Source organism: Nocardia gipuzkoensis (assembly GCF_021183645.1).
In the GTDB taxonomy this organism is placed as follows: Bacteria; Actinomycetota; Actinomycetes; order Mycobacteriales; family Mycobacteriaceae; genus Nocardia; species Nocardia abscessus.
In genome coordinates this window covers 805,543-818,101 of sequence record NZ_CP089225.1, presented here as the reverse complement: position 1 = coordinate 818,101, position 12,559 = coordinate 805,543, and the positions used below count along the sequence as shown (strand labels likewise).

General features: G+C 66.7%; 12 protein-coding genes and 1 tRNA gene. 7 read left to right on the top strand and 6 right to left on the bottom strand.

What is annotated here, in order from left to right; genetic code table 11:
- Positions 1 to 45: 45 nt before the first annotated feature.
- The 3 genes from LTT66_RS03795 (at position 46) to dnaG (ending at position 3,978) form a co-directional block, all read left to right on the top strand.
- Positions 46 to 1,200 carry an FIST signal transduction protein gene (locus LTT66_RS03795; RefSeq protein ID WP_233063823.1) on the top strand — a complete coding sequence of 385 codons (1,155 nt, stop codon included), beginning with the start codon at positions 46 to 48 and terminating at the stop codon, positions 1,198 to 1,200.
- On the top strand, positions 1,197 to 1,946 hold the full coding sequence (locus LTT66_RS03790) for a Mut7-C ubiquitin/RNAse domain-containing protein (RefSeq protein WP_233063820.1): 750 nt from the start codon (positions 1,197 to 1,199) through the stop codon (positions 1,944 to 1,946). Before LTT66_RS03795 ends, LTT66_RS03790 begins: the two co-directional genes overlap by 4 nt.
- 112 nt (positions 1,947 to 2,058) lie before the next feature.
- Positions 2,059 to 3,978, top strand: coding sequence for a DNA primase (dnaG, locus tag LTT66_RS03785; RefSeq protein ID WP_233063813.1), 1,920 nt, complete (start codon positions 2,059 to 2,061; stop codon positions 3,976 to 3,978).
- Between the two features lie 83 nt (positions 3,979 to 4,061).
- Here dnaG and LTT66_RS03780 read toward each other — a convergent pair whose 3' ends face one another.
- The gene (locus LTT66_RS03780) at positions 4,062 to 4,307 is read right to left on the bottom strand and encodes a hypothetical protein (RefSeq protein ID WP_043688781.1); all 246 of its coding nucleotides are present in this window, start codon (positions 4,305 to 4,307) and stop codon (positions 4,062 to 4,064) included.
- Between the two features lie 203 nt (positions 4,308 to 4,510).
- Here LTT66_RS03780 and LTT66_RS03775 point away from each other — a divergent pair.
- Positions 4,511 to 4,583: transfer RNA gene (locus LTT66_RS03775), tRNA-Asn, on the top strand.
- A gap of 67 nt (positions 4,584 to 4,650) precedes the next feature.
- On the opposite strand, the gene LTT66_RS03770 is transcribed toward LTT66_RS03775, so the two are convergent.
- Positions 4,651 to 6,723: a GmrSD restriction endonuclease domain-containing protein gene (locus tag LTT66_RS03770; RefSeq protein WP_233063810.1), complete on the bottom strand. Its 2,073-nt coding sequence runs from the start codon at positions 6,721 to 6,723 to the stop codon at positions 4,651 to 4,653.
- 254 nt (positions 6,724 to 6,977) lie between these two features.
- Between LTT66_RS03770 and LTT66_RS03765 the strand changes: the two genes are divergently transcribed.
- On the top strand, positions 6,978 to 7,553 hold the full coding sequence (locus tag LTT66_RS03765; protein ID WP_233063808.1) for a restriction endonuclease: 576 nt from the start codon (positions 6,978 to 6,980) through the stop codon (positions 7,551 to 7,553).
- Positions 7,554 to 7,636: 83 nt separating this feature from the next.
- Here the strand turns inward: LTT66_RS03765 and LTT66_RS03760 are convergent, their stop codons facing one another.
- The gene (locus LTT66_RS03760) at positions 7,637 to 8,035 is read right to left on the bottom strand and encodes a DUF6010 family protein (protein WP_233063806.1); all 399 of its coding nucleotides are present in this window, start codon (positions 8,033 to 8,035) and stop codon (positions 7,637 to 7,639) included.
- A gap of 260 nt (positions 8,036 to 8,295) precedes the next feature.
- On the opposite strand from LTT66_RS03760, the gene mbp1 reads away from it, so the two are divergent.
- Positions 8,296 to 8,547: a microaggregate-binding protein 1 gene (gene mbp1 / locus LTT66_RS03755; RefSeq protein WP_043722032.1), complete on the top strand. Its 252-nt coding sequence runs from the start codon at positions 8,296 to 8,298 to the stop codon at positions 8,545 to 8,547.
- On the opposite strand, the gene LTT66_RS03750 is transcribed toward mbp1, so the two are convergent.
- Positions 8,544 to 9,269 carry a Rossmann-fold NAD(P)-binding domain-containing protein gene (locus tag LTT66_RS03750; RefSeq protein WP_233063803.1) on the bottom strand — a complete coding sequence of 242 codons (726 nt, stop codon included), beginning with the start codon at positions 9,267 to 9,269 and terminating at the stop codon, positions 8,544 to 8,546. The two genes, mbp1 and LTT66_RS03750, sit on opposite strands and share 4 nt — an antisense overlap.
- Positions 9,263 to 10,471: a lipase family protein gene (locus tag LTT66_RS03745; RefSeq protein WP_233063800.1), complete on the bottom strand. Its 1,209-nt coding sequence runs from the start codon at positions 10,469 to 10,471 to the stop codon at positions 9,263 to 9,265. Before LTT66_RS03745 ends, LTT66_RS03750 begins: the two co-directional genes overlap by 7 nt.
- 92 nt (positions 10,472 to 10,563) lie before the next feature.
- Here LTT66_RS03745 and LTT66_RS03740 point away from each other — a divergent pair, with 92 nt between their 5' ends.
- Complete coding sequence (locus LTT66_RS03740) at positions 10,564 to 11,670, top strand: YdcF family protein (RefSeq protein ID WP_233063797.1); 1,107 nt, start codon at positions 10,564 to 10,566, stop codon at positions 11,668 to 11,670.
- A 1-nt stretch (position 11,671) separates the two neighbouring features.
- Here LTT66_RS03740 and LTT66_RS03735 read toward each other — a convergent pair whose 3' ends face one another.
- Positions 11,672 to 12,418 (bottom strand): glucose 1-dehydrogenase, encoded by a 747-nt coding sequence (locus tag LTT66_RS03735; RefSeq protein WP_195098055.1) that lies wholly within the window; start codon positions 12,416 to 12,418, stop codon positions 11,672 to 11,674.
- Positions 12,419 to 12,559: the final 141 nt, after the last annotated feature.

The window sequence follows — 12,559 nt, the reverse complement described above, 5'->3', positions numbered from 1 at the left end:
GCGGCAATATTATCCCCGTCGTCCCAGGTTGGCTACCATGGAAGGGTGCGGATCGGAGTAGGACTCTCCACCGCGACCGGCGCCCGTCAGGCGGGCATGGAGGCCGCAGCGTTCGCCCGTGATCAGCTCGCGGGTGCGGCGCCGTCCCTCGCCGTGCTGCTCGCCTCCCGGGCGCACACCGACGAGGCCGTGGAGGTGCTGTCCGGTGTCCACCGGACGGTCCGGGTGCCCGCTCTGATCGGGTGTGTGGCGCAGGCGATCGTCGCTGGTCGCCGCGAGATCGAGGACGAGCCCGCGGTGGCGGTGTGGCTGGCTTCCGGACTGCCCGCTGCCGAGACCTTCCAATTGGACTTCCTCCGGACCGCGAGCGGCGGGCTGCTCGCCGGTTACCGCTTCGACAAGGCCGCACGCGACTTCCACCTGCTGCTGCCCGACCCTTACTCCTTCCCCGCCGACCTGCTGCTGGAGTACGTGAACACGGACCTGCCCGGCACCGTCGTGATGGGTGGGCTGGTGAGCGGCGGTCGAGGGCCAGAAGGCAGCCGGCTGTTCCGCGACCACGCCGTGGTGACCTCCGGTGCGGTCGGCGTGCGTCTTCCCGGCTTGCACAATGTGCCGATCGTCTCGCAGGGCTGCCGCCCGATCGGTTACCCCTACACCGTCACCGGCGCGGACGGCACCGTCATCACGGGGCTCGGCGGGCAACCGCCGATCGAGCGGTTGCGCGAGATCGTCGCCGTGCTGCCGATCGACCAGCAAGAACAGCTCGCCCGCGGCCTGCAGATCGGCTTCGTGGTGGACGAGCACCTGGCCGAGCCCGGTCAGGGCGACTTCCTCATCCGCGGCCTGCTCGGCGCCGATCCGTCCAGTGGAGCGATCGAGGTGGGCGAGGTCGTCGAGGTCGGAACGACCGTGCAATTCCAGGTTCGCGACGCGGTCGGGGCGGACCAGGACCTGCGAGCCGCCCTGGCGCGGGTGCGGACGGACCTTTCCGGGCGTCCCGCCGGCGCGTTGCTGTTCACTTGCAACGGCCGCGGCCGCCGGATGTTCGGGGTGGCCGATCACGACGCCACGGCGATCGAGGACGTGCTCGACGGCATTCCGCTCGCGGGCTTCTTCGCCGCGGGCGAGATCGGGCCCATCGCGGGTCGCAACGCGCTGCACGGATTCACGGCGTCGATGGCGCTGTTCGTCGAATGAGCGTCGAGCTGAGGGTCTACGCCGAGCTGAACGACTTCCTGCGGCCCGACGAGCGGTACACCGTGCTGCGGCGGCCGTTCCGCCCGCATCAGACCGTCAAGGACGTCATCGAGGCCGCGGGCATCCCGCACACCGAGGTCGACCTGGTCCTGGTCGACGGGCACCCGGTCGACTTCGACCATCAACCACCCATCGGCGGGCGGGTCGCCGCGTATCCCGTCTTCGAGACACTCGACATCGGGGCCGTGACCAGAGTTCGCCCGCACCCGTTGCGCGCGCCCCGGTTCCTCGCCGACGTGAATCTCGGCGGCCTCGCCAAGCTGATGCGGTTGATGGGCCTCGACGTGCACTGCCGGTGGGACGCCGAGGACGCCGAACTCGCCGAGGTGTCGGCGGCCGAGCACCGGATCCTGCTCACCCGTGATCGGGGGCTGCTCAAGCGCCGCAACGTCACACACGGCGTCTACATCCGGTCCGACCAGCCGGTGGAGCAAGTCGTGGAAGTGATCCGGCGGCTCGACCTCATCGCGTGCCTGGCGCCGTTCACCCGCTGCCTGCGCTGCGGCGGTGCCGTGGCCGAGGTCGCCAAAGCCGAGGTCGAAGATCGGCTGGAACCGCTCACCCGGCGTTACTACGACACGTTCCGGCAGTGCCACGCGTGCGGGCGTGTCTACTGGCAGGGCTCGCACCAAGCCCGGCTGGCGCAGACGGTCGCGGCGATCCGCACAGAGCTGGACCGGGCCTGATCGACCGGGCGAGCGGATTCCCGCCGGGCGGCCGCGCCACCAGGTTCGGCCGGAACGCGCTGTGCGGAGCCGCCCGGGCGCGTCGGCCCCGCGTTCGCCTAGACTCACTGCCGTGGCCGGACGACTTCCAGATCGCGATATCGCGGCGATACGCGAACGCGTCCGGATCGAAGACGTGGTGGGAGAGTATGTCGCGCTCAAGCGCGCCGGCGCGGATTCCATGAAGGGTCTGTGCCCGTTCCACGACGAGAAGTCGCCGTCGTTCCACGTACGTCCCAACCACGGCCTGTTCCACTGCTTCGGCTGCGGTGAGGGCGGCGACGTATTCGCCTTCCTGCAGAAGATCGAGCACGTCGGGTTCGTCGAGTCGGTCGAGCAGCTGGCCGACCGGGTCGGGTACCAGATCAACTACGAGGGCGGCGGCACCTCGGTGCAGCGCGACCGCGGCACCCGGTCCCGGCTGGTCGCGGCGAACGCGGCCGCACACGAGTTCTACATGGCCCAGCTACGCGAGCCCGGAGCGGAAGCCGCGCGCAACTATCTCACCGAGCGCAACTTCGACGCGGCCGCCGCGCACCATTTCGGCTGCGGCTACGCCCCCGCGGGATGGGACGTGCTGACCAAGCACCTGCTCCGTAAGGGGTTCGACTTCAAGGAGCTGGAGGCGGCCGGGCTGTCCCGGCAGGGCCAGCGCGGCCCGATCGACCGTTTCCACCGGCGTCTGCTGTGGCCGATCCGCAACCTGTCCGGTGACGTCATCGGCTTCGGCGCCCGCAAGCTCTTCGACGACGACACCATGCCCGGCAAGTACATCAACACCCCGGAAACGTTGCTGTACAAGAAATCCCAGGTGCTCTTCGGTCTGGACCATGCCAAGCGCGAGATCGCCAAGGGCCACCAGGCCGTCGTGGTCGAGGGCTACACCGACGTCATGGCGATGCACCTGGCCGGGGTGAAAACCGCCGTCGCGGCGTGTGGCACCGCCTTCGGCGACGAGCACCTCGCCCTGTTGCGCCGCCTGCTGATGGACGACAACTTCTGGCGCGGCGAGATCATCTACACCTTCGACGGTGACGCGGCGGGCCAGGCAGCGGCGCTGAAAGCCTTCTCGGGCGATCAGAAGCTCGCCGGTCAGACCTACATCGCGGTCGCGCCGGACGGGCAGGACCCGTGTGAGCTACGGCAGCATTCCGGCGACGCGGCCGTGCGCGATCTGGTCGCCCGCCGAACGCCGCTGTACGAGTTCGTGATTCGCGGACTGCTGGCCGATCACAATCTGGACACCGCGGAGGGGCAGGTGGAGGCGTTGCGCCGCGCGGTGCCGGTGGTCGCCCAGATCAAGGACAACGCCCTGCGCAAGGCCTACGCCACCAAACTGGCCGGCTGGGTCGGCTGGGACGACATCCAGACCGTCGTGCGCCGGGTCGGCGAGGAAGCCAAGCGGCATCGTAATGGTGGCGGGCGCCCGGGAGTACCACCTCCGGCCGCACAGCGCGACGTAGTAGCCGAACATCCTGCGGCACGGCCGAATCCGAACGATCCCACGCTCCTGCCGCAACGCCAGGTCCTGGCGGCCGCGCTCCAGTACCCGGCGATGGCGGGCGCTGGGTTCGACGCGCTCGAGTCCGAAGCCTTCACCCACCCCGCCTACGCGGTCGTGCGCATGCTGATCGCCGAGGCGGGCGGTACGGCGGCCGGACTGGGCGGCGCGGAGTGGGTCAACGCCGTCGCCGACCGCACCGACGACCTGACCATGCGCGCCATGCTCTCGGAGCTGGCCAACGAGCCGCTGCCGGTGAAAACGGAGGCCGACATCCCGCGCTTCGTCGCCGGTGTCCTGGCACGCACCCAGGAGGCCTGGGTCGGCAGGCAGATCGCCGAACTCAAGTCCAAGCTGCAGCGGGTCTCCTCGACCGAACAGCCGGAGGCCTACTTCGCCCTCTTCGGCGACCTCGTCGCCCTGGAGCAGTACCGCAAGAGCCTGCTCACCCAGGCGATGGGCAGTCACGGCGATTTCGCCACCGGGGCCTAGCAGGCTTTCTCACGGATGCGTGATTCCTCGCACATCGTTCGACGTGGGCGAGGAATCAGGTCGTTGTGCGGTAAAGCTCCAGGTCAGCGGCGGAGCTGGTCGTGCGGGACCAGGACGGTGGTCCGCTCGTCCAGCGGCTCCATCGGCTCCAGGCGGGGGCGGGTGCTCAGCTTGTCCGCTAGTTTCTGCCTCCCGACGAGCACGAGCTTGCGGGTCACCGGGCTCTCGGTCAGCGCGCGCGTCGCGGCGCTGATCTGTTCGTAGCGAGCCCGCCCGGCCTTGCTGCCGAGTACGTAGCCGGCCGCCACGCCGATGATCAACCGCAGCATCTCGATGTGCTCCTCCCAGTTGCCAGTTCGCCGCCCCCATCCTGCCCGACGCCCCACACGCCTGTCGATCCGGCTACCCGGTAGCGAGCCACCCGTCCCCACCGACAAGTCAGCAGGTAGCGGCGCGATTTGGGCTCCCGCCCAGCGATACGCTAAAGTTTCTCCTCGGCCCGCCCGATACCAACCGGACGAGCCAAGGGCAATCCCCTATAGCTCAATTGGCAGAGCAGCCGACTGTTAATCGGCAGGTTTCTGGTTCGAGTCCAGATGGGGGAGCATAAAACGGCCTCTGACCAGCAGATACTCCTGCAAGGTCAGGGGCCGGATTTGTGTCCGAACATGGCTAACCCGTCAGATCTGTGTCGTCCTCAGCCGCGGACCGCAAGCGTTCGAGGTCCTCGATCGTCAGGCGTTGGGATGGGTCGGCGCGAGTCGCTGTGGTGAACCGGACGCCTTCATGTTGGAGGATCTGCCGGGGGTTGTCGGTCCGATCGACCTCTAGCCACCGGAAAGCCGCCGATATTTCTCCCTGCGCATTCAGGACACGATGCGCATTGGGCGCAGACACCGTCGCCAAGCGATTACCTAGTGGCTGAGCGGCGGTGCCGAGAACCTTCGCAAGATCTCCATACGTGGTCCAATGTCCGGCAGGCAGCAGCACCAGCAGACGGTTCAGCGACTCCCACAGCGGGTTGTCATCCGTGCTGCCGTGCCCCCCGGCAACGGGGCCCGGCCACGCGGTAATGATTCGCTGAGCGAGTTCGCGACCGCGCTGTTCGATCTGTTTCGGCCCCCAGGCTGAGTGCCGCGAGATCTCCTGATTCATCCGGATGCTGCTGGCCTGCAAGGTCTCGCGCTTGCGGTCGAACTGGTGGTTGCTGAGATTGACGTTGTATCCGGTCAACGTGAGATTTCCCAGCGTGTGCACCAACTGATCGTGGAGGTCATCGACGTTCTCTGCGCCGTAGGCCGCACCCAACTCCTGTCGCCATTGTGGTGACAAGGTCCGTGGCATCACATGTTCGATGGTCAGCGACTCCGTAGCCACTGGTTCTCTGGAGGCGAACAGTTGCTCGATCCATACCATTATGGTTTTTCGCTGTGCGGCACGCCCCGTCGTGTAGAGAGGCGAAGTCAAGATCGCCTCTGTGAGGATTTCGTCGGTGGCGTAGTGTTTGCGCCCTTCGGACAGGTAGCGGTGCAGTGCCTCATCGACCGGAAGCGAGGCGTCGAGTTCTTGGACCGCGGCGGGGAACAACCGGTTCAGGCCCTGGGTGGCTCGACCGACGAGGAAACGACGCACCAGCAGCGATTCGATGTAGAGCAGTGCCCCAACGACTTGCTCGGAGGTGGCGTCGCCGCGGTCGCGGAGCACCAACAGATGCAGCACGAGCGGTGCAGGGGTGGTGGAGTCCCACTCGGCCAGACGAGTAAGGCGCTCTCGCACGGCAGGATCGGTCTCCTCTGCCGGGTGAAGCATCAGTCGGTACAGGCGGCCGAGACGAGCGATGCGTTCGATCTCGGCAACGATTTCGTCTTCCGTGGTGAGCCTATCCAAGCGAGCCTGCTGGCCTGCGAAGGTCTGGGTCTGTTTGACCTGCGGCTTGGCGTGCAGGAGGTCGAGCCAGAAAAGTGTCTCGATTCGATCGTTGTCGACCAAGGCATTCTGCAACGGCAACCAGTGGATGCGGTAGACCTCGTCGCTGCGCGTAGGCAGCCGCATGAAGAGGTAGTTCCGCAGCAGATCGCCCTGTGTGAGTTTGAGTCCGGTGTTGTTGAGGGACTGAAAGATTCGGTGAACGTTGTCGCCTGCGTGGGTGCTGATGGATACCACCGACAGACCTGAGGTAACAGCGTGAGCGATCTGCACCGCATCGTATGATGCGTCTGGATCGACTGGCTCGGCCAAGCGGGCCCGGAAGAACCGGTAGGCCGCACCGATGTTGTCGTCGCCGCCAGCCGTTGGCAAAGCGTCGATCACTGCAGCGTAGGACTCTCGATCGGCCTGAGTCGGAAGAAGCTTCAGGCGATACGGATCGTCCTCGTACTGGTTGGTCAGCAGCTGGTTATGAATTCGATCGGTATCGCGGCGCGTATTGCTGTCGAGTTCGCGCAGGTGATCACGAATCGCAGCGAGCAGCAAGGTCAATGTTGTCAGACGCTGCTGACCGTCGACGACGAGGTACCGCATGATCGATCCTGCGACACCGCCTGGCACCGGTGCCAGTACCACCGAACCGATGAAGTGAGTTGTGTCGATGTCATCGGTTCGGTCTTCCGCCAGCTGGGTGACGTCTCGCCACAGCTCTTTGAAGTTGTCCGGACCCCACTGGTACGGCCGCTGATACAGCGGAACCAGATATTGCGAGGTGCCCTCGAGGATTTTCTGCAGACTGGTCTCCTGCGCAGCGACCACGACGCATCGACTCCTAAGCGATAGTGCGATCAGAGGTGATCCGGGCCCAAGGCTGGGACTGTAGTTGACGACTGCTCTGGATGCGCGAGGAACAGCGAACCTCACAGACGTCCTGAAGCCGTGATGCTCTGGCAGTGACGAACTTTCACGGTCAAAGTTGTCGGTCGGTTGCGCTACGGTTCTGTTCGCTGCCAATCGATCGGCACTGTCGAGCAGGGGGAGACATGGCAAGACGGCGTCGCCACTCCGACAATGTGGCTCTGCCGCTGATGTTCGGAATCGCCGGGTTCGTGGTTCTGGCCCCGGCGGTGCGATTCGCGAGAGACAACCTCGTGGTGGTGATCGCGGCGATCGTAGGGCTCGTTGCGGCGGCCGGAGCCGTGGCGGTGATGTGGAAGTCGCGCATCCGACGGCGTCAGGAACTCGAGGACAAGCGTCTACGCGCCGTGCTGCCGTTCCACAGCATGAACGACAAGCAGTTCGAGCACGCGTTGGCTTCGCTGTGTCGCGACAGTGGTTGCCGCCAGGTGGAGGTCTCTGGCGGCTCGGGGGACCACGGCGCTGATGTTGTGGCGTTGACTCCGGACGGGCGCAGATTGATCCTGCAGGCCAAGCGGTACAACATCACACGCCGGGTCGGGGACAAAGAGATGCAGCAACTGGTCGGCGGATTGATGACCTGGCACCAATTCGATATCGCTGCCCTGGTCGCGACGGCGTCATTCACCGCGCCGGCTCGTGCAACAGCCGCCCGGAACGGCATCCGACTCGTCGACAACCGCGCGCTGGCCGCATGGAATTCCGGGACCGGTCCTGCTCCCTGGGATTGAGGTTCCAACTCGGTGCTCATGGTCCGAGCGCGGAAGCCGCGCTGATAGCCGTTTCGCGGCGTCCGACGCGCGGCACAACCGACTCAGGATACGACTGCACTGCGACGGACATGGAGCAACGACCGTCCTCCGTAGAGACACCACACCGCGATCACCGGATCGCAGATCGCACAGCCCAGGGACGAGTCGTGGGCGAACGGGATGATCGGGTTGCCTTTGAAGTGGTGGAGCAGGTCCCAAGCGGTGTGCAGGAGCCAGGCGATGCCGATGAAGGTCCAGGATTCGAGGCCACGGTACGCGCAGTAGGTGGTGACGGCGGTGAAGGCGAATTCCCATCCGCCGAAGCCGCCGCCGCTGAGGTATGCGGCGCCTGCGCCGGCGACCATGATGGCGTTGAATCGGCGGCGCTGTGGTTCGGGGATGAGGGACATCGCCAGCGCGTACAGCAGGCCGATCAGCACTGGTGCGATGTAGGTCATCATTGGGTGACTCCTCGTTCGGTGGGCGCTTCCGGATTCCGAAACTATCCAGTCGAACGAGCGTCTCCCAGTGGCATTTACGACACGTCCTCACGGAAACTCGCCAATTCTTCGGTAGCGGTGCGAATGTGTACGCCCGCGCGTTCTGGAGGGGACGCGAAAAGCCCCTGTGAATCGCCGGTGGCGACGGTCACAGGGTGATTGATCCTTCCTGGCCCGGGTATGCGGCGGGTGTCAGCCGACTACTGATTGGGAGGTATGTGATGCCGGAGCATCAGAGCGGACCACGGGAAGCTGTCGAGGGTGTCGTCGAGGACATCAAGGGCAAGGCCAAGGAAACCGCTGGCGTCATCACCGGTGACGAAGACCTGAAGAAAGAGGGTCGCGCGCAGCAGGACAAGGCCGAATCCCAGCGGGAGGCGGCGCAGAAGGAAGCCGAGGCGGCGAAGGCGCGTTCGGAGGCCGACCTCGATGAGGCGCGACAGAGCGCGTACGAGAGCAGCAAGGACGCCTAGTTCCCGGTGCGGCGGTAGGGTGGAACAACCCGTTCCCGGTCGGCGGCGATCTGCCGCCGCCGGGCCGCCATCGCCTCCGCGGGCGAGGAGCCCGCGGTCAAGGCTCGAAATATGGCTGCCGCGTCCTCGATCGCGTCGCGCGCGCCGACTCCTTCGGCAGGCGTGATGGCGTGATCGGCGTCGCCACAGAGGATTACCGGGAGCCGTGGGGGAGCAGCGGCGGCGAAAGGCACATTGCGGGCGTTCGAGATGTGCACCGTCTGCGTCTGCGCGAGCAGAAGATCTACGACGTCGGAGATTCCCGGGGCGACAGTACGAATGAGTTCGGCCCACTGCGCCACCGGATGGAATCCGATGCTCTCCGGGGGAAGGGGCGGGCGGGTGACCCGGGCGAACCAGACGGAAATCGTTTCGTCCCAGAAGTGGCCGAACGCGCCGGTCGGGCGGCCGTCTTCGCCGATTCGTCCGTCGAAATGCAGCACCGTGCTTTTGGTGCGCAATGCTTGTGGCTGCTCGGTGCGGCCGTAGAAGACGATCTGACCGGCGTATTCAGGGATGCGCCCGGGTTCGATGCGCTGTCGTACAAGGGAGTCGATGCCGTCGGCGGCGATGACGAGATCGTCGGTTGGTAGAAGGATGGATTTCCGCCGCGGCGGTTCACCAACCGCACAGCACACTCGATGGGTGGACAGCCCGCCCTCCGAATCGAGCCCACTCAGCAAGTACTCGGCGCAGGCACACCATTGAACCGAGCCTCCAACCATCCGAGCGCCGACGGTATCCCGAGCACCGCGGTGGACAAATGGTCCGGGCTCACGAACTTCTCGTATTGGACCGGCACCCCCGCCTGGCAGTATCGCCGCACCGTCGCGTCGATCGACTCCACCGGTATCAGAGCGTCGTGCTCCGCGCGCCACTGGTAGAGCGGCGCGGTCGGAATGCCCTCGTAGAGTTCCAGGCTGTTCTCCTCGAGCACGCCGCGTGCGCGCTCGTCCTCGGCGAGCGAATTCGAGGCCGCGACGTCCACGATGCCGCGGCCCGCGCCTGCCAGCAGGATCTCGTTGGTGCAACTGTCGGCGATCCGGTCGCGGAACGACAACCCGGCCGAGTTCAGGTTGTCGCTCACCGGCAGCCGCGCCGGGTACTCCCGCTCCAGCCCGATGGCGGCGGCGAAGGCGAGGCCGAATGCGGCGTGCGGCGCATAGCCGAGGCCCTCGATCATTTTGACCAGGTTCATCGGCACCCCGCCTGCGGCGGCGCCGATGATCGGCAGTTCCGGCGCGTAGGTCGGCGCCAGCGCGGCCGCCCAGGTGGTCGCCATGCCGCCGCCGGAGTAGCCGAGCATGGCGACACGGCTGTCGGCCAGTCCCAGTTCTGTCACCCGCCGTGCGGCGCGGATGCCGTCCAGGGTGATCATGCCGCCGAGCTTCGCCGCACCGTAGGCGCTGGTGGGCCCGAGATGATCTGGCAGAGCGACCGACCAGCCGCGCAGCAGCAGCCCGTTGAGTGCGGGTGCTTCGCGCACCGCCAAGTTGGGGTCGCTGGTGTAGAGCACGCGGGAGACCGCGCACTGGGTGCCGAGTGCGTTGATGATGTGCTGATAGGACAGCAGCGGCCCACCCGGGGCGGGGTTCTGCGGCGTCAGCACGGTGGTCGTGGCCGCGATCGGCTCGCCCGCCGAGTTCGTCGAGCGGAACTTGATCATCGTGACCGTCGCGCCGGGGAACGCGAGGAGTCCCGGCATCGGCCGTACCGCGAGGACGTCGCCCGGCGCGGTGCGGTCCAGGTCGGCCGGAGTGGCGTAGAACGGGTCGGGATCAGGTTCGGGATAGATCGGCTGCGCCGCGGCCTGCGGGGTGATCAGACCCTGCGGTGTGATCAGACAGAGCGCGGCCGCGGCGGTAGCGATGACCAATCGAAGCATGGCTTTCGTCGACTCCCATTCGTCACGACGTGTTGTTCCGAAACGCTGGTCTGCTGAAGTCGAATACTGCGGATACCGGTCGCCTGCGGCCGATGCCCGGACCTGCACACTTTAGGGGACGATCGGAAAAGGCCGAGGTAGCCGCGCCGCCGGGTGACGGCCGGGCGCGCCGCCCACCGGTCGGTTACCGTGACCCGGTGCTTCTGCTGGTCGTCGGCGTGATCCTGCTCGGTGTGTTCGGAGTGCGATTCCGCAGGGACCGCAGGCGGTTGGGGCACGGCGTGTATCTGCTACTCGGGACGGCGTTCGTCGGCGCGTGGGTGGTCGGCCTGGTCGCCGACGGTGATCTGCCGGTGGTGCTCGCCCCGCTGCTCGTGCTCTTGTCGCCGCTGGTGGTGCTGGTGCTGGCCGGGTTGTCGATCGCGAACGGCACGCAGTTGGTACGCCGGGAGGGCTGGCGTCTTCCGAATCTACTGCCGCTCGGACTCGGCATCGCGCTGCTGGTGCCGTATGTCGTGCTCGCCCTCGCCTTGCACACCGAAAACCTCTGGTTCGTGGTCCTTCTGGCATCGTTGACGATGGCGATCAGCTACATCGGGTTCCTGTTCGCGGCATTCCTGGTGTATTCGCTGTGCTACGGCTTGCTGCCCTACCGTCCCGGGATGGATGCGATCGTCGTGCACGGCGCCGGGTTGGTCGACGGCGACGTGCCGCCGCTGTTGGCGGCGCGCCTGGATCGGGCGATCGAGGTCTATCGCGGCGAAGCCGAGGGCGGACGCGCCCCGCTGCTGATCGCCAGTGGCGGTAAAGGATCCGACGAGGAGGTCTCCGAGGCGGCGGCGATGGCGGATTACCTGATCGAGCACGGTGTGCCCGACGACCACGTGATCCTGGAGGACCGATCGGGCACCACCGAGGAAAATCTGCTGTTCACCAAGCGGCTGCTCGGCGAGCGCGGCCCGACGACCCGAATGGTGCTGGTGACCAGCAATTTCCATATTCTGCGCACGGCGATCCTGGCGCGTCGCCTCGATCTCGACGCCGAGGTGACCGGCGCCGGGACCGCCTTCTACTACCTGCCGAGCGCGTTCCTGCGCGAATTCGCCGCGCTCCTGGTGGCCTACAAATGGAGCACCGTGATCGCGTGCGTCGCGCTGGTGTCGCTGCCGCCACTGGCCCTGCTCGCCACCCGCGGCTGACTCAGCTGCCGAAACTCTTGTGCGGAATGCCCACGGTCAGGCCGCCGTCGATGACGAATTCGGCGCCGGTGGAGTACGACGACTCGTCGCTGGCCAGGAACGTCACCAGGGCGGAGACCTCGGCCGGGTCGGCGGCGCGGCCGAGCGGGATCTGCAGGAAGTCCTCCGGGATGTTCTCCGTCATCGGGGTCCGGATCAGGCCAGGGTGCACGGAATTGACCCGGATCCTGTACTGCGCCAGCTCGAGCGCGGTGGACTTGGTGAGCCCGCGCACGGCGAACTTGGTGGCCGTGTAGCCGTGCAGTCCGGGGCTGCCGCGCATGCCCTCGACGGAGGAGATGTTGATGATCGACCCGCCGCCGGCCTCGATCATCGCGGGCGTCGCGGCCTGCATGCCGAGGAACGTGCCGGTCAGGTTGATGTCGATGATCCGCTGCCATTCGGCCAGCTCGAACGCGACGAGCAGGTTGCCGTTCGCGATGCCCGCGTTGTTCACCAGCACGCTCAGCGAGCCGAACCGCTCCACCGCCTCGCCGACGGCGTTGCGCCAGTCGTCCGGCTCGCGCACGTCGAGGTGCACGTAGACGGCGTTGTCGCCGAGTTCCGCGGCGACCGCGGCGCCCTCGTCGTCGAGCACGTCGCCCAGCACCACCCGCGCGTCCTCGGCAACCAGCGCCCTGGCGTGCGCCGCGCCCATGCCGCGCGCTCCGCCGCTGATCAACGCCACCTTGCCGGTCAACCGCCCCATCCGGGAACCTCCGTCTCTCGAACGTCGTCTGTAACATGTTGCAGAAACACGCCGGTGTGGGCGCGTCTCGCGACACTAACCCAGGCGGGCGCTCGGCGGTCGCCGGTGTCGCTGTGTCCGGCAAGTAGGTGGGCGGTCGCG

Excerpts from the sequence above, each read along its gene's own strand:
- LTT66_RS03790 (WP_233063820.1), top strand. The coding sequence starts at position 1,197 with ATGAGCGTCGAGCTGAGGGTCTACGCCGAGCTGAACGACTTCCTGCGG.
- LTT66_RS03780 (WP_043688781.1), bottom strand. The coding sequence starts at position 4,307 with ATGCTGCGGTTGATCATCGGCGTGGCGGCCGGCTACGTACTCGGCAGC.
- LTT66_RS03760 (WP_233063806.1), bottom strand. The coding sequence starts at position 8,035 with ATGATGACCTACATCGCACCAGTGCTGATCGGCCTGCTGTACGCGCTG.
- mbp1 (WP_043722032.1), top strand. The coding sequence starts at position 8,296 with ATGCCGGAGCATCAGAGCGGACCACGGGAAGCTGTCGAGGGTGTCGTC.
- LTT66_RS03745 (WP_233063800.1), bottom strand. The coding sequence starts at position 10,471 with ATGCTTCGATTGGTCATCGCTACCGCCGCGGCCGCGCTCTGTCTGATC.
- LTT66_RS03740 (WP_233063797.1), top strand. The coding sequence starts at position 10,564 with ATGCCCGGACCTGCACACTTTAGGGGACGATCGGAAAAGGCCGAGGTA.
- LTT66_RS03735 (WP_195098055.1), bottom strand. The coding sequence starts at position 12,418 with ATGGGGCGGTTGACCGGCAAGGTGGCGTTGATCAGCGGCGGAGCGCGC.